This is a genomic window from Bacillus sp. NEB1478, from assembly GCF_031582965.1.
Lineage (GTDB): Bacteria > Bacillota > Bacilli > Bacillales > Fictibacillaceae > Fictibacillus.
Map to the genome: position 1 here is coordinate 233,969 of NZ_CP134049.1, position 15,630 is coordinate 249,598.

The window sequence follows — 15,630 nt, forward strand, 5'->3', positions numbered from 1 at the left end:
TTCTAGAAAAGAGCGTTTAAAAAATAAGAAAACAGTCAGTTGACTGCTACAATAGTAAGGGAGAGGTTGAGATGACAATTATTATAAGGCAAGCGATGAGGCACGAAGCGAAAGATCTGCTGCAGCTCGTAGGAAAGGCGGGGCTTCAGTCTGAAGGGATTACAGACAGCATCGAAAATTACTTAGTTGTTGTGAGCGGAGAAGGAGAAACGATCGGGACAGTCGGTCTTGAACGGATCGGAAATGATGGGCTGCTCAGGTCCTTTGTATTAAAGCAGAAGTATTCATCTGAAACGCTTCTCCTTAAACTGATCGATAAAATTTTGGTATACTCAAAAGATAAAGGAGTCGAGACTCTTTACTTGCTTACAAAAGCCGTTCATATGTTTGAAGCTTTATCTTTTAAAATCGTTCCAAAAGATCAAGTACCTTCACATATCAAAAATGCGGATCATGTAAAAAATAATGCAGCGTCAGGAGCAGAGCTTTTAGCATACGCATTAGATTCATAATGAGTTTTCAACAACTTGTCCACATTTTAAGACAAATTGTGCATAACTCTGTGGATATAAAAGTTTTGTGCATAGACCATTTAGAAATAAGGTTAACCTGAGCAGTAGAAAGGGTTAAAATCATGAAATCATTCCAAACTGAACGTTGGTTTGTGGATAAAAACGAAAAAAATTTAACAACTCATCCACAAGTTATCCAAGCATCCTTGTGGATAAAAAAAGATGAAGTGATAGCATTACCTACAGAAACCGTATATGGATTAGCGGGGAACGCCGAGAGTGATCAGGCGATTTCACGTATTTTTGAAGCGAAAGGAAGACCGAGCGATAATCCGTTAATTGTTCACATATCCAGCCGAAAACAGTTGGATGGACTTGTATCTTCCGTTCCTGACTCGGTCGAAATGCTGATGAACGCCTTCTGGCCGGGACCGTTGACGATTGTATTACCTAAAGGCAAACACGTTAGCGAAAAAGTTACGGCAGGGTTATCCACAGTTGCCGTCAGAATGCCGGATCATCCCGTGGCATTAGCTTTAATTGAAGCATCTGGCGTACCACTTGCTGCGCCAAGTGCTAATCTTTCGGGCAAGCCGAGTCCAACAACAGCTGACCATGTTTACGAAGACTTAAAAGGCAGGATACCAGGAATTGTTGACGGCGGTTCTACTGGTGTAGGCGTAGAGTCAACAGTCGTAGAGTGCACAGGGGAAAAAGTAACGATCTTAAGACCTGGCGGAGTTACTTTAGAGGACTTGGAAAAGGTAGTTGGCAGCGGAAACGTTGCAGTTGATCCGGGAATTGAAAACAAAGAACTGGCACCAAAATCGCCAGGTATGAAATATACACATTATGCACCTGATGCACCCTTTGTTTTAGTAGACGGTTCTGCGGAATTTATTCAGCAGCTTGTGGATAACGAAAGGCGAGCCGGAAAGAAAATCGGGATATTAACAACAGAAGAAAGAGTTTCTTCTTATAAGGCAGATGCCGTGATCCCTGCCGGTAAGCGGTCGGAGCCAGAAACAGTAGCTCAGCATTTATACGAAGCACTTCGTTCGTTTAATGAAGCGGGTGTGGATAAGATTTTTGGAGAGGTTTTTCCGAAGACTGGAGTAGGCGTGGCGATCATGAACCGTTTAGAAAAATCGGCTGGCGGCAATGTGATAAAAGAGTAGTAACTTCAGAAAAAGGACTTAGGAAGGTGCAGAAGATGCGCTATTTCGGGTCCTTTTTCTATTAATCGCTGCGTGTTCAGCGAGATTTATACTCGCTGAACGCGCCATACGAGAAATACGAGCGCCATACCGAAAATAAGCGGTCAGACGATCTGGGCTCTGCATCAATCCCAAACGAAGAAAAACCCGCGATTTATTCTGTCGCGGGTTTGTTTTTTTCGATCGGAAGCATGATGGAAAAAGTGCTTCCTTCGTCTATTTTACTATCGATTAAGATTTTGCCGTAATGGTTTTCAACAATCTTATAGCAGATCATAAGCCCGAGGCCTGTGCCTTTTTCTTTTGTTGTATAAAAAGGCTCACCTAACGTGGCAATGCGCTCTTCAGATATTCCGCAGCCGTGGTCTTTGAAAGACGTAATCACATGATCTCCCTGTTTTTTGAGATTGATATGTACAGAACCGCCAGTTGGCATAGCTTCTATCGCGTTTTTCAACATGTTAACAAACACTTGCTTAATTTGGTTATCCACACACCAGATTTCAGGGGTGTCAGATTCACATTCAAAGTGAATCTGCACATTTGTTAAAATGGCTTGGGTATCAAGAATTGATATGACATGATTCAGCAGCAGCCTTAAGTCGGTTTTCATAAAATTCATCGCTTGCGGTTTAGCAAGAAGCATGAATTCACCGACAATGCTGTTTATTCGATCAAGTTCAGACAGCATGATTTGATAGTATTCTTCATTTTCAGTCGCTTTTGTTTGAAGCAGCTGTAAAAATCCTCGAATAGACGTGAGTGGATTGCGGATTTCGTGAGCAACACCAGCAGCTAACTGGCCGAGTACGGAGAGTTTATCGGATTTCCGCAGCATTTCTTCCGTCTTTTTCCTCTCAGTAAGATCACGGGCAACAACAACAAAAGAAGCAGGCTGATCATTATCATTTAGTATGGGAGTCGCGTTTGCCTCCAGTGTTACCCAGTGTCCATGAGCATGCTTGCATCTTACTTCGAACTTCACGGGCTTTTGTGTATTGACCATTTCATTTATGGCGATTCTTACTTTTGGCCGATCCTCCGGGTGGAAAAATCCTTGAATTCTTTTTCCGTCATAAAGGGATGGATCGAAGCCAAGCAGCAGCCGGTTAGAAGGAGAAAAATATTTTACATTTCCTTTTAGGTCGACAACACCTATTAAATCGTTTGTATTTTCCGCTATAATTCGGTACTTTTCTTCACTTTCTTTTAACGCTTTTTCTTTTAGCTTTTTATCTGTAATATCGCGTGAAATCGCGGACAGGGCAACAACCTCGCCGCTTTCGTCATAAATCGGGCTAAGCGAAAGACTGACATTTATCCGCTTGCCGCTTTTCGTTAAACGGATCGTTTCTACCGCTTTCACATAGCCTCCATGTTTTACGATTGTCATGAGCCGTTCTGATTCCGCGGCCTTGTCCTCTGGCACGACGGGGAGCATATGTGAAGAAAGGTTGACTAAGTCATTTTCAGACCAGCCATAGATCTGCTCGAAAGCAGGATTCAATTTTACCGAGAAATTTTTTAGGTGGATGACAGAAATAGCATCGCTGGAGTGATAGATGACCGCTTCCAGCAATTCTTTTGTTTCCCTCAATTCTTTTTCGGCTTCTCGTTTTTCGGTAACGTCTTTTGCTATCCCGAAAACTCCATGAACTTGATTAAGAACAATGATCGGTGTGAGTGTAAAGGTAACTTGACGAATACCCCCGCCTTTTTGACGAATGAGGACTTCGTGCATTTGAGAGTTTCCTAGCAGCGCATCTTTAAAATTGTCGATCGCCAATGATTTTCGATTAGGCATCATTAGCGGATCGAAAGTCATATTCAGCAGTTCTTTTTCGTCATAGCCTGTAAGCTCGGTGCAAGCTTGATTAACGGTTGTGAATTTCCCGTCTAAATCCAATGAAAACAAGGCATCGATATTATGATCCATTAGGGAACGGAAGCGTTGTTCACTTTCGGCAAGCTGCGTTTCAATCCGTATCCTGTCGCTTAAATCGACACAAAAACCGTAAGCCTCTTCGATGACTCCGTTTTTATGGACCGGTCCGATTGCCGCTAAAAAAGGAATGCCGTTCAGTTCGCTTTCATACGTCAGGCTTTCTCCGTTCAATGCCCGTTCATATACCTTTCTTTTAAAATCGGCCATTTCAGGCGGGAAGATTTCTTCAATCTTTTTTTGCAGCACTTCTTTTTGCTTGAGCCCGAACAAGTCAAAAAGTTCTCCTTCACTCTCCGTCATTATGATGGAGCCGTCTTTTTTGATGAAGCGGAAAGTCATGCTTTTTTGTTGGGAAATACCGGTTTTATATGGGGAAAGCTGCCACGGTTTTTCTCCTATTGCCGGAATGGCCGATGCGTTATGGACCATGTTCGTTCCTCCCTTTAGCGAAGAAAAGTTATTATACATTTTATATACGCTATCAATCGGTTTATCCCTTCTCAGCCCTGTGAAAGTCTTCATCTCTTAAACGTTCTACAGCTTGTATATTTTTGTAGTCTTTTTAAAAAAAGACATGCATAGGCTGAGAGTAGTGAGCGATAAAGGGGTGGAAGCGATTTTGGGGACGATGGGGGAATGGATGACACTATGGTTTATGTCCTTTGCACTCGGAATGGATGCCTTTTCGATCGGTCTGGGTATGGGGATGCTGTCACTTAGGATAAATCAAATTATGAAAATAGGAATCACAATTGGTTTGTTCCACATGCTGATGCCGCTTGGCGGTATGACAATCGGCAAGGAAATCTCGGTTCATTTTGGAAGTATCGCCGCTGTAGTTGGGGGCATTTTGCTCGTCATTTTGGGACTGACCATGATTCGTTCTTCTTTTTCCAAAAGCGACGAACCTTTTGTTCACCCAGTAGGAATTGGTCTGTTAGTATTTGCGTTAAGTGCAAGTCTTGATAGTTTTTCAGTCGGACTCAGTTTAGGGATTTACGGTGCAAAAACATGGGTCACGATCTTCATGTTTGGATTTATGAGCATGCTGTTGACTTGGCTGGGGCTGATGATGGGAAGAAAAGTTCAAAAATGGCTCGGATCGTATAGTGAGGCACTCGGCGGCTGTATATTGCTGGCATTCGGCATGAAAATTCTTTTGCCGTTTTAATACGCTAAGAAAGTGTAAGTGCAGCTAAGTCTGATGAAAAAAGACACGCTGTCATACAAGTTTACTTTAAAAATAGTGGTTCAGAGCATTTCGTTTTTACTATACTAGAGATATCCGTTATTATTCATAAAAATAGGGAAAGTTAGAATATGAGGTGACACCCCATGAATGTGTTATTTATCTGTACTGGGAACACATGCCGAAGTCCGATGGCGGAAGCTCTTTTGCGTGAAAAAGGCAAAGGGAAGTTTCATGTAAAATCAGCTGGTGTGTACGCGGGAAACGGAGCGGTTATGAGTTCGAACGCTTCTCACGCATTAAAAGAGAGAAAAATTAAAGAAAACCATCAGTCCCAAAGTGTCTCTGAATTTTTGATCAGCTGGGCAGATTTGATTTTAACAATGACGGAGAACCACAAACATGCGCTTGTTGGAAAGTGGCCAGATGCGGTAAATAAGACTTATACATTAAAAGAGTACGTTCTCGACGATGATGAGAAGCAGAAGATAGAAGAAATTTATCAGCTGTATACAGAGATTGAGATGATTAAGCTTGAGTTTATGGGAAAAGATTCGGAGAGTGAAGACGTGAAAAAAGGGTTTGCCGAAGCCGTCAGACCACTCGTTGAAAGACGAATGGCACTTGAGAACACGGTCCCGTCGCTAGATATCATGGACCCTTTTGGCGGACCGCTGGATATTTATAAAGAAACAAGAGACGAAATTGAAGCGCTTATTGAAAAATTAGTGAAAAAAGACGATATGACTCATGAGTGAATCATAATCGAATGAGGCTGTCCTAAATTGGTGTGCAATGACATTGAATAGGCAATCTGGACAGAATATAATGGAAAAAAGATGAGAGAGCAGGTGCTATTCAGCATGAAAGTAGCAATAGGTTCAGATCACGCTGGAGTCGAATTACGAAAAGAAATTATCGCCATGATTGAAGAACTTGGCATGGAAGTAGAAGATGTTGGCTGTGAATGCAGCACATCTGTCGATTATCCCGACTATGCCATTCCTGTAGCTGAAAAAGTAGCAAACGGTGAAGCGGATCGTGGAATCTTAATTTGCGGAACGGGAATCGGAATGAGTATTGCAGCAAACAAAGTAAAAGGAATCCGCTGTGCGCTTGTTCATGATCTGTTCAGTGCAAAGGCAACGAGACAGCATAACGACAGCAACGTGCTCGCCATGGGTGAACGTGTCATCGGTCCAGGTCTCGCTTTAGAAATTGCAAAAGTGTGGCTGACAACTGAATACGAAGGCGGACGCCACGGTCGCCGAGTGGACAAAATCTCTCAATATGAAGGTCAATAACTTTTGACCCAAAAACGAAAGGAAGACCACAAATGAGCGACGAGCTCCAACAGATTCAAGACCAAGTCCTGAGTGTTTTGCATGATTTGCAAAAACAAGCACAATTAAGATCTTCACAATTATTAGTGGTAGGTGCAAGTACGAGCGAAGTAATTGGAGAACGAATTGGTACGTCAGGCACAATGGACACAGCAGGTGCGCTATACCGCGGTATTGTAGCGTTCCAAGAAGAAACAGGTGTCGCTTTAGCCATTCAATGCTGTGAACATTTAAACCGCGCTCTCGTCATGGAGCGTGAGGAAGCAGATAAAAGAGGCTATGATGAGGTTCGGGTTGTTCCCGCTCGTTCAGCAGGCGGTGCACTGGCTACACACGCCTTTCACCATATGAATGAGCCCGTAATCGTTGAATATATAAAAGCGGACGCAGGCATAGATATCGGTGACACCTTTATCGGTATGCACCTCAAGCATGTTGCCGTTCCTGTGAGAAGCGAAGTGAAAAAAGTCGGCGAAGCCCATGTGACGCTGGCAAAAACACGACCGAAGCTGATCGGCGGCGAACGCGCAGTCTATCCGAGCAAAGAAGACATACGGTGTTTTTAAATTTGAAAAGCCCTCCTGATGAGGGCTTTTTTATTTTTGTGAGTTGTTGGGATTTCCCCGCGGGGTCGAATCTTTTGTTGGCGCAGGTGTCGAATTTTGGCGAATAATGTCGATTCGCGGATTTATTAAAATTTTCGCGGGATTATGTAACCTTTTCGCGGGATTATCCGAAAATTCGTGGGATTAACACGATTTTTCGCGGGATTGATTAACCCATACGAGCAATCAAACAAAAAAAAGAGGCTTGGCGGCTGCCAAGATTCCTAATTATGTTCAATTTCGTAATGAATCCACTCTGGATTGATGTTTTTTCCGCCCATTTTGCTATAAAGTGCCTGAGCAGGCTTATTTTCAGCAGCGGTCTGCCATGACATATAAGCAAAACCTTCATTTTTTGTATAAGCCAGCACTTGCTGAAACAACTCCTCGCCCAATCCCTCTCCACGAAACGAGGAATCTACGAAAAGGTCGTTCAAAATCGCTATTTTCTTCACTCGCGTTGTGCTGAACGAGTAATAGAGAGTGGCGAATCCGGCTAGCTTTCCGTCTTCCGTTTCTGCGACAAACTGTTTGCCGGTGCTCGGATTTTCTAACAGATGAACAATAAGTTCATCAACCTTTTCACTATCTGGCCATTTACTTTTATAAAAATCAACGATGTACGAAAACATCAAAGCTCGAAGCTGATCCAGATCTTCTTTCACAGCAGGGCGGATTTGTAAAGTGGTCAAGTGAAACACATCTCCTATCATTTGGTATTTTTATTAATCCTAGCATACAGGATTATGACAGGAATGGGGTACTCTTTAATTCGGATGCCCTTAGTTTTTATGTTAGGATTCTTTATAGCATTAATGATTAGAATAAGAGATAGAGAACATGACCGCATTTTCTTTTTGTACTTTAAGAAACAAGGAAGGATTGCGACGATTTACAAGTTTAGGTGCACTAGCAGGAATGTCCTTGCGTCAGCTAAGTTTTTTATAGCGTTTGAAAGGGGCAGTACATTTTGAAAGATTATGCAATTGGAATTGATATCGGAACATCGAGCACAAAGGTTGTTTTATTTGATGAATCAGGTGCTGCTGTTGCACACCATTCAAAAAAATATTCTTTGTTATCAAAAGAACCAGGGGCGGCCGAACAAGACCCTGATGAAATTTACGAAGCGGTTCTTCACTCATTGAAAGAAACCGTAAAGAAAAGTGCGGATATGGCGAATCGTATCGGCTTTATATCGTTTAGTACGGCGATGCACTCCTTAATCGCAGTAGATGCGGAAGGGAATCCGTTAACGAATAGTATTACGTGGGCAGATACGCGCAGTGAACCTTATGTGATGCAAGAAAAGACAAGTACCGAAAGCCTTGAACTATACAAAAGATCTGGCGTGCCCGTACATCCAATGACTCCGTTGTTTAAATTAATGTGGCTGAAAAAAGAACAGCCCGAAATTTTTTCAAAGGCTGCTAAGTTCGCAGGAATTAAAGATTACATACTTTTCCACTGGTTTGGCGAGTGGGTGACTGATTATGCTTCAGCCGCAGCAACTGGGCTGTGGAACATGGAAACGTTGCAGTATGATGAAAAATCTTTAAAGATGGCTGGTGTGACAGCTGAAAGACTGCCCGAAATCCAGCCAACTACTTATTTTTGGGAACAGTTGTCTGAGAGTATTGCAGCGGATTGCGGTCTCGGCTCTGACGTGAAAGTGGTCATCGGAGCAACAGATGGTCCGTTGTCGAATCTCGGTGTAGGAGCGATTTCCCCTGGAGATATTGCCGTTACGATCGGAACAAGCGGGGCAATTCGAACTACTTCACAAAAGCCTTTTTTGGACGAGGAAGGCCGAACCTTTTGTTATCCGCTCACAGAAAACCACTGGGTGTCCGGTGGTCCAGTCAATAACGGAGGAATTGCGTTTCAATGGGTTCATGATCTTTTACAAGAAAAAGATCATTTACAAGAAAAAGCTGATGAAGAAGAAGAGTATGAAACTTTATCGGAATACGCAGAGTCAGTTCCTCCTGGGGCTGAAGGATTGGTGTTTCTCCCTCACTTAACAGGCGAGCGGGCGCCTTTATGGGATGCGCAGGCGAAAGGATCGTTTATTGGATTAACTTTACGCCACAAAAAAGCACATCTCGTTCGGGCAGTGTTAGAAGGTACGATATTAAATCTCTATTCCGTGTACAATCTTGTAAAAACACAAACGGACGACATAAAAATTTTCGCGACAGGCGGGTTCACGCAATCGGCTATATGGAAGCAAATCCTGGCAGATGTTTTTCAAAAAGAAGTATCGATTCCGCAGAATACAGAGAGCTCGTGCCTTGGGGCAGTTCTTCTAGGCAGATTTGCAATCGGATTGACGAGCGAACTGCAAGAAGTGAAGGAAGAAACGAAGCAATATGAGGCGGTTCAGCCAAATCCCGAAAATAAAGAAATCTATGAAGAATTATTCGGTATTTATGAAGGTTTGTCCAAAGCGATCAAGCCGCTTTATCCGATTATCCATCGTTTCCAAAATAAAAAAGAGAGCGGACAATAATCCGCTCTTTTCTATTCTACATAAGTAGCATTTAAGGTAGGTAATCCCGTTTTAGCATCTTTGCCATTTTTTACATTGCCGTAGATCGTGATTTCAGCACCTTGAGCAATAGAATTATCCATCGTAAAATTCATAACCTTATACTTCGCGTCGCCTACTTTGAATTCAAAGCTGCCACCCATTTTTTGCGCTTCTGAACTTACTGTACCAGTTGCTTTAATGATTTTCTTGTCGTATGCATTTGAATCGGATTCCAGCGTTTTTGGATCAAGCACTACTGCCGTTTTCTTCATGTGCTTGATGACGTCTGCTTGCTGTTTCTCCATTTTATCGGCTGTTGTATTTTTTTCTTTTTGCTCAGACTTCGGTTTTTCTTCTGGTTTTGCTTTATCCTCACTGCAACCCGTTAAGGCTAATACTAAAATAAGGAGACTTGCTCCAAACCATTTTTTCAACATGATGTATGACTCCCCTTTAAAATCTTCTATCTCTCTCGTTTAGTCCATCATATCATGGAAAAGGTATACAAATAAAATGAATTTTCAAACGTTTGTGAAAGATTGCGCAAAACTCTTACAAGTTGGAGCAGAAATGTGTAATATAGAAGACGTATGTTACACAAAAAATTTTAGACATAAGGTGAGGGGGAAGCGAAAAATGAAACATTTACAATCAGCTGATCAAGAAGTTTATCAATCCATCATGGACGAACTGCATCGCCAGCGTACGAAAATAGAATTAATTGCTTCTGAAAACTTTGTAAGCCAAGCCGTAATGGAAGCTCAAGGCTCCGTTTTAACGAATAAATACGCAGAAGGGTATCCAGGACGCCGCTATTATGGCGGATGTGAACATGTCGATGTGACAGAGAACCTTGCAAGAGACCGTGCGAAGAAAATTTTCGGAGCGGAACACGCAAACGTGCAGCCGCACTCAGGCGCTCAAGCAAACATGGCTGTTTATTTCACAGTTCTAGAGCCTGGTGATACTGTTCTTGGGATGAACTTATCTCACGGCGGCCACTTAACTCACGGAAGTGCAGTAAACTTTTCGGGTGTTCAATACAATTTTGTTGAATACGGTGTTGATAAAGAAAAGAACTTAATTGATTATGAAGATGTTCGTCAAAAAGCTCTCGAGCATCGTCCCAAAATGATCGTTGCAGGGGCAAGTGCGTATCCTCGTGCGATCGATTTCGCGAAATTCCGTGAAATTGCGGATGAAGTTGAAGCTTACTTAATGGTTGACATGGCTCATATTGCAGGACTTGTTGCAGCTGGTCTTCACCAAAATCCAGTGCCTTATGCTGACTTTGTTACAACAACAACGCATAAAACACTTCGCGGACCCCGCGGCGGTATGATTTTATGTAAAGAAGAGTACGCGAAAAAAATCGACAAATCGATCTTTCCAGGAATTCAAGGCGGACCATTAATGCACGTGATCGCTGCAAAAGCGGTATCGTTCGGTGAAGTATTAACTGATGAGTTTAAACAATACGCAGAACAAATCGTGAAAAACGCAAAACGTCTTGCAGATTCTTTGAAAAAAGAAGGACTGACACTCGTTTCTGACGGAACGGACAACCATCTGATTCTGATCAACGTAAGCGAGCTTGCGTTAACTGGTAAAGTTGCTGAAAGAGCGCTGGATGATATCGGAATCACGGTTAATAAAAACACGATTCCATTCGATAAAGAAAGCCCGTTTGTAACAAGCGGAATCCGTATTGGAACAGCAGCTGTTACTTCACGCGGATTTGTAGAAGAAGATATGGATGAGATCGCATCTATCATGGCATCTGTATTGAAAAACGTTGAAGATGAAACAGTACTAAAAGACGCAGAAGCAAGAGTAGAAAAACTAGCAGGAAAATACAAGCTTTACGAATAAAATAGATGTGAGAAAGAAAGGCTTTTTCTAAAAGATTGTTGCTTGATGTCATAGGTGTAAAGAGACTTCATGTACAAGTTGATAGGAGAGCAAGGTGCGAGACTCCAGCGGGATCAGTGGGACAGGTGAGACCATTCAATGTCGCATGGCGACGAATGGGCTCACCGCACACCCCGCGGAAAGCGAGCAAACCAGCGCGGAAATCAACTGCTTTCAAGAACAACAAAGATTACGAAAACAGTCTAAAGAAAACCAGTTTCTAAGCAGAAACTGGTTTTCTTTGTATAGGTTGATCCGTTGCTTTTCTTTTAGCAGGTATCGGAATAATGTATTGAGCATTTGGCAGCTGCTGAATGATTTTCACGAATGCAAGTGTTCCGAAAAGGACGACAAAGAACATAATCGGCATCATCTCTGTCTGCCAAACGTCAGCAGGAAGAACCTTTTTTAGCATGATTAAGGTAAAAGGATGAATTAAATAAATCCCCATCGAAAACTGTCCGATCGTCTGAAGGGAGTTTTTTATCCAATCGAACTTCGCTAAATAATAATACAAACCGATCGTTGCAAAGCTTAATAAAGGAATGTTAATCAGGTTCGTTTCTCTTTGTGAGGAAACAGAACCAATCATCTTATATTCAACTACTGCTCCAATATAAATAGCAATAACGGATAGAGCTAGTATATGTGAGTATTTTTTTGACCACAGAGAGATAGGCTTCCAATAGTAAGCCATGAATCCCCCAAAAATAAAATAAAAAATCCAGTGTAATAGAAATACCTTATCGATAATGACTCGTTCAAGTATACCTGTAAAGATAGGAACCTCAGTTACGTTTGAAAAGTAAAGGCTGACTGCTGCAGATACGAGCAAACCAATCCACCAGCCATAGCCGTTTCGAATGAACTGTAAAATAGGGAAAATGAAATAAAATTGAACAACAATCGCCATAAAATACAGATGGTAAAAAGATTCACCCATTGTAAAGTTATATAAAAGAACTTTAGGATCTTCTGGTAATTTAGCCCCGACAAGAAACACAGTTACGAATTGATAAAAAATACTCCAGATGACAAATGGCATGATGATTTTCGTTGTCCGAGAAACCGCAAACTTCTTAAAGTGAAATCCTTTTTTATTCACTTGATTAAAAAGTAAAAATCCACTGATAACCGCAAATGTTGGTGTGCCAAAACGCCCGATCTGATTAAAGAAGTACGTAAACGAGTTAAAAACTTCTCCTGCCTGAGTGAAATAGGTTGCTGAAATATGCACAAAAAGTACACCTATACACGCAAACGCTCTTAAAAAGTGAATTTCATTGAAATATTCTTTGTTGGTTTTTAGTGTATTCACCTTTACATCCTCTCCGTAAACATATATTTAAACTGTTTAATTATTTCGCTTCTATAGCGTTCGTGGAAGATTTGTATAAAACTAGGGTCCAATCGCTGTAAATAAAAGGAATATCGTATCTTTTACAGCTCCTTAATAACAGCTTTACAATCAGAAAATAAAAAATGGAAAATTTTGAATGGTGCTCATGCATAATGTAAGATTAAGGAAAGGGGGAGTGGTGTTTATGGTAGAAGTTATTTCGGTCAAAAACTTAAGTAAAATGTACGGATCGACTAAGGCGGTAAACAATCTTTCTTTTTCTGTAAAAAAAGGTGAAATATTCGGCATTATCGGGCCAAATGGCGCTGGAAAAACAACCACGATTGAAATTCTAGAGGGACTCCGCAAAAAGGACGAAGGGGAAGTCTTAGTTTTAGGAATGAATCCAGAAAAAGACCGGAAAAAATTGAACAACAGGATCGGTGTTCAATTTCAAGCAACATCCATTCAGAAAAAAATGAAGATAAAAGAAGCAATCCAGCTTTTTGGGTCGATTTATGATCAAGATAATACGAACGATCATATTATTAAACTTTTAGGACTTGAAGAAAAAATGAATACGTACTTTGATGACTTATCGGGTGGATGGAAACAGCGTGTAACATTGGCGCTTGCGACACTACATAGACCTGACATCCTATTTCTAGACGAACCGAGCATGAGGCTCGATCCGCATGCAAGAAGAGAAATGTGGGACATCATTCGTTCATTGCGGGACGAAGGAACGACAATTGTCGTTACAACTCATTACATGGAAGAAGCAGAAAAACTTTGTGACCGGGTAGCGATGATTTATAACGGAGAACTACGTGCGCTGGATGAACCGGGCAGGCTGGTTGAAGATTTATCTATTCATTTCTTAAGTTTCCGAAGTCCAGATTTTCCAATAGATCAATTGAAGGGTCTTGCCGGCATTATAAAAGTAGAACATGACGGGGATCAGGATTCCTACCGCATTTATGCGGAGGATCTTCAAACATGTTCGTATTATCTTTTTAAAGAAGCACAAGAAGGGAATTATCACATTTCGGATTTTAAATTTGAAAGAGGCACTTTAGATGACTTGTTTGTGCACTATTTGGAGGGAGGGCAATCGGCATGACGGCACTATGGCAATTGACAGTACTTGAAACGAAAATGTTTTTTCGCGATAAACTGCAGGTTTTCTGGACATTTTTATTTCCTGTACTTATGATTTGGCTCTTTGGCTCGATGTTCAATAATCAAGAAATGGGAGGATTATCTTTTGCCAGCTTGTACATTCCTTCTTGGATCGGAGTGAACATTGTTACCACAGCTTTTTTTACATTAGGTACCGTTCTTGCCGGCTATCGCGAAACCGGCGTTCTTAGAAGATATCAGTCTACTCCGCTCGCACCATGGAAAATTCTTTTTGCTCACACCATCCAAGGAACGGTAATTTTTAGTTTTTCGGCAGTCGTTCTTGTTGTTTTCGGAGCACTAATGTTTGATCTAAAAGCTCCTGCCTATTTAGGAAGTACTTTGATTGCACTCTTTTTAAGCATCGTCTCATTCTTTCCATTCGCGCTTTTTCTAACGTCATTAGCAAAAAACGTAGGAACAGCAGCGGCGATCAGTTCACTCTTTTTAAACTTGATGCTCTTTTTATCAGGTGCCACGTTTCCACTGGAAATGATGCCTGATGTTCTTCAGTATGTCGCTAAGGTGCTCCCCTTGTACTATGTAATCGAGTTAGTCCGTGCAACGTGGAACACATCACCTATATGGGAAAACATGACGCCCGTAATCGTATTATCGTGTATCTCAGTGGTTTCGATCGTGCTGTCTTCAAAATTTTTTAGATGGAGCGGGAAAGCAGAATAAGGTCTCTATAGAGATGAAAACAGCTGGTGTTGGAGTATTGGGAGCTGCCAATACTCTTTTTTGCTTAAACTAGGCTATAATTTCCATCCGAAAAAAGGGGTATAGTAGTAGATGTGATTGATATGAAATATTTGGAGTTAAACCTTTATTGATATTATCTTGATTTCGCTTGAAGTGGATGATGATTTTCTGTACAATTCTAGAGATGCTTTTAGAAATGAACGAAAAGAATAAAAAGATACATAAAGGAGAGGTGCTTTAACATGAGTAATGTATACGTCCTGGACCACCCGTTAATTCAGCATAAATTAACATACATTCGAGACGAACGCACGGGTACAAAAGAATTTCGCGAGCTTGTAGACGAAGTAGCAGGGCTGATGGCATTTGAAATTACGCGTGACCTTCCATTGCAGGAAGTAACCGTGAAAACGCCAGTAGCTGAAGCAACAATGAAAACAATCGCCGGAAAAAAATTAGGGCTAGTACCAATCCTTAGAGCGGGTCTTGGCATGGTTGACGGAATCCTTAAACTGATCCCGGCTGCAAAAGTTGGACATGTTGGTTTGTACCGTGACCCTGAAACATTAACACCGATTGAATATTACGTGAAGCTTCCAACTGATGTAGAAGAGCGTGACTTCATCGTAATCGATCCAATGCTAGCAACAGGCGGATCTGCATCTGCGGCTATCACATCGATTAAAAACCGCGGTGCAAAGAACATTAAGCTTATGTGCCTAGTTGCAGCTCCTGAAGGTGTAAAAGTCATTCAGGAAGAGCACCCGGATGTTGATATTTTCTTAGCAGCATTAGATGAAAAATTAAACGACCACGGATACATCGTTCCTGGCCTAGGTGACGCTGGCGACCGTTTGTTCGGAACAAAATAAATTGTAAGAAACCCCTCGGAATATTTTTCAGAGGGGTTTTTATTTTGAAGATAAATTGTCGAAATTTGTCAAAAGACTCAATTATGATGAAAAGAGACTCAATTCCTTTTCGAAGAGACTCAATTCGATACGAAAGAGACTCAATTACGGAAAATCCTCATACTCATCACAAAAAAACTAGCGATATTCGCATCGTTTTTACGTAAGAAGTGGTCATCGGTTTGTCGAACATATTCATTAAAAGTGTGGAATTATGAGCGTTAAATCTGAAATTATC

At 41.5% G+C, this 15,630-nt stretch carries 15 protein-coding genes; 11 read left to right on the top strand and 4 right to left on the bottom strand.

What is annotated here, in order from left to right; translation table 11 throughout:
- The first annotated feature begins 71 nt into the window (after positions 1–71).
- Together RGB74_RS01130 and RGB74_RS01135 are read left to right on the top strand one after the other, a co-directional pair.
- Positions 72–512 carry a GNAT family N-acetyltransferase gene (locus RGB74_RS01130; RefSeq protein ID WP_310761157.1) on the top strand — a complete coding sequence of 147 codons (441 nt, stop codon included), beginning with the start codon at positions 72–74 and terminating at the stop codon, positions 510–512.
- A 122-nt stretch (positions 513–634) separates the two neighbouring features.
- The gene (locus RGB74_RS01135) at positions 635–1,690 is read left to right on the top strand and encodes an L-threonylcarbamoyladenylate synthase (RefSeq protein WP_310761158.1); all 1,056 of its coding nucleotides are present in this window, start codon (positions 635–637) and stop codon (positions 1,688–1,690) included.
- Positions 1,691–1,883: 193 nt separating this feature from the next.
- On the opposite strand, the gene RGB74_RS01140 is transcribed toward RGB74_RS01135, so the two are convergent.
- Entirely contained in the window at positions 1,884–4,103 is a 2,220-nt protein-coding gene (locus tag RGB74_RS01140) for a PAS domain S-box protein (protein WP_310761159.1), read from the bottom strand.
- 199 nt (positions 4,104–4,302) lie between these two features.
- Here RGB74_RS01140 and RGB74_RS01145 point away from each other — a divergent pair, with 199 nt between their 5' ends.
- The 4 genes from RGB74_RS01145 (at position 4,303) to RGB74_RS01160 (ending at position 6,772) form a co-directional block, all read left to right on the top strand.
- A complete protein-coding gene (locus RGB74_RS01145) occupies positions 4,303–4,845 on the top strand; it encodes a manganese efflux pump MntP (protein ID WP_396136088.1) in 543 nt (180 codons plus the stop codon).
- Between the two features lie 164 nt (positions 4,846–5,009).
- Positions 5,010–5,621, top strand: coding sequence for a low molecular weight protein arginine phosphatase (locus RGB74_RS01150; RefSeq protein ID WP_310761160.1), 612 nt, complete (start codon positions 5,010–5,012; stop codon positions 5,619–5,621).
- 105 nt (positions 5,622–5,726) lie between these two features.
- Positions 5,727–6,167 (top strand): ribose 5-phosphate isomerase B, encoded by a 441-nt coding sequence (rpiB, locus tag RGB74_RS01155; RefSeq protein ID WP_310761161.1) that lies wholly within the window; start codon positions 5,727–5,729, stop codon positions 6,165–6,167.
- Positions 6,168–6,199: 32 nt separating this feature from the next.
- The gene (locus RGB74_RS01160; protein WP_310761162.1) at positions 6,200–6,772 is read left to right on the top strand and encodes a TIGR01440 family protein; all 573 of its coding nucleotides are present in this window, start codon (positions 6,200–6,202) and stop codon (positions 6,770–6,772) included.
- Positions 6,773–7,035: 263 nt separating this feature from the next.
- Here RGB74_RS01160 and RGB74_RS01165 read toward each other — a convergent pair whose 3' ends face one another.
- Positions 7,036–7,503: a GNAT family N-acetyltransferase gene (locus RGB74_RS01165; RefSeq protein ID WP_310761163.1), complete on the bottom strand. Its 468-nt coding sequence runs from the start codon at positions 7,501–7,503 to the stop codon at positions 7,036–7,038.
- A 278-nt stretch (positions 7,504–7,781) separates the two neighbouring features.
- On the opposite strand from RGB74_RS01165, the gene RGB74_RS01170 reads away from it, so the two are divergent.
- Positions 7,782–9,323 (top strand): gluconokinase, encoded by a 1,542-nt coding sequence (locus RGB74_RS01170; protein ID WP_310761164.1) that lies wholly within the window; start codon positions 7,782–7,784, stop codon positions 9,321–9,323.
- A gap of 11 nt (positions 9,324–9,334) precedes the next feature.
- Here RGB74_RS01170 and RGB74_RS01175 read toward each other — a convergent pair whose 3' ends face one another.
- Positions 9,335–9,781 carry a hypothetical protein gene (locus tag RGB74_RS01175; RefSeq protein WP_310761165.1) on the bottom strand — a complete coding sequence of 149 codons (447 nt, stop codon included), beginning with the start codon at positions 9,779–9,781 and terminating at the stop codon, positions 9,335–9,337.
- Positions 9,782–9,980: 199 nt separating this feature from the next.
- On the opposite strand from RGB74_RS01175, the gene glyA reads away from it, so the two are divergent.
- Complete coding sequence (gene glyA / locus RGB74_RS01180) at positions 9,981–11,216, top strand: serine hydroxymethyltransferase (RefSeq protein WP_310761166.1); 1,236 nt, start codon at positions 9,981–9,983, stop codon at positions 11,214–11,216.
- A gap of 259 nt (positions 11,217–11,475) precedes the next feature.
- Here glyA and RGB74_RS01185 read toward each other — a convergent pair whose 3' ends face one another.
- Positions 11,476–12,573: an acyltransferase gene (locus RGB74_RS01185; protein WP_310761167.1), complete on the bottom strand. Its 1,098-nt coding sequence runs from the start codon at positions 12,571–12,573 to the stop codon at positions 11,476–11,478.
- 226 nt (positions 12,574–12,799) lie between these two features.
- Here RGB74_RS01185 and RGB74_RS01190 point away from each other — a divergent pair, with 226 nt between their 5' ends.
- From RGB74_RS01190 to upp, 3 genes are all read left to right on the top strand, one after another.
- Complete coding sequence (locus tag RGB74_RS01190; protein ID WP_310761168.1) at positions 12,800–13,717, top strand: ABC transporter ATP-binding protein; 918 nt, start codon at positions 12,800–12,802, stop codon at positions 13,715–13,717.
- Positions 13,714–14,460 carry an ABC transporter permease gene (locus RGB74_RS01195; RefSeq protein ID WP_310761169.1) on the top strand — a complete coding sequence of 249 codons (747 nt, stop codon included), beginning with the start codon at positions 13,714–13,716 and terminating at the stop codon, positions 14,458–14,460. The genes RGB74_RS01190 and RGB74_RS01195 overlap by 4 nt, the downstream gene beginning before the upstream one ends.
- A 263-nt stretch (positions 14,461–14,723) precedes the next feature.
- Complete coding sequence (gene upp, locus RGB74_RS01200; protein ID WP_310259009.1) at positions 14,724–15,353, top strand: uracil phosphoribosyltransferase; 630 nt, start codon at positions 14,724–14,726, stop codon at positions 15,351–15,353.
- Positions 15,354–15,630 lie beyond the last annotated feature (277 nt).

Coding starts and splice junctions, on each gene's coding strand:
- RGB74_RS01175 (WP_310761165.1), bottom strand. CDS start 9,781: ATGTTGAAAAAATGGTTTGGAGCAAGTCTCCTTATTTTAGTATTAGCC.
- rpiB (WP_310761161.1), top strand. CDS start 5,727: ATGAAAGTAGCAATAGGTTCAGATCACGCTGGAGTCGAATTACGAAAA.
- RGB74_RS01195 (WP_310761169.1), top strand. CDS start 13,714: ATGACGGCACTATGGCAATTGACAGTACTTGAAACGAAAATGTTTTTT.
- RGB74_RS01150 (WP_310761160.1), top strand. CDS start 5,010: ATGAATGTGTTATTTATCTGTACTGGGAACACATGCCGAAGTCCGATG.
- glyA (WP_310761166.1), top strand. CDS start 9,981: ATGAAACATTTACAATCAGCTGATCAAGAAGTTTATCAATCCATCATG.
- RGB74_RS01135 (WP_310761158.1), top strand. CDS start 635: ATGAAATCATTCCAAACTGAACGTTGGTTTGTGGATAAAAACGAAAAA.
- RGB74_RS01130 (WP_310761157.1), top strand. CDS start 72: ATGACAATTATTATAAGGCAAGCGATGAGGCACGAAGCGAAAGATCTG.
- RGB74_RS01190 (WP_310761168.1), top strand. CDS start 12,800: ATGGTAGAAGTTATTTCGGTCAAAAACTTAAGTAAAATGTACGGATCG.
- RGB74_RS01160 (WP_310761162.1), top strand. CDS start 6,200: ATGAGCGACGAGCTCCAACAGATTCAAGACCAAGTCCTGAGTGTTTTG.
- RGB74_RS01140 (WP_310761159.1), bottom strand. CDS start 4,103: ATGGTCCATAACGCATCGGCCATTCCGGCAATAGGAGAAAAACCGTGG.
- upp (WP_310259009.1), top strand. CDS start 14,724: ATGAGTAATGTATACGTCCTGGACCACCCGTTAATTCAGCATAAATTA.
- RGB74_RS01145 (WP_396136088.1), top strand. CDS start 4,303: ATGGGGGAATGGATGACACTATGGTTTATGTCCTTTGCACTCGGAATG.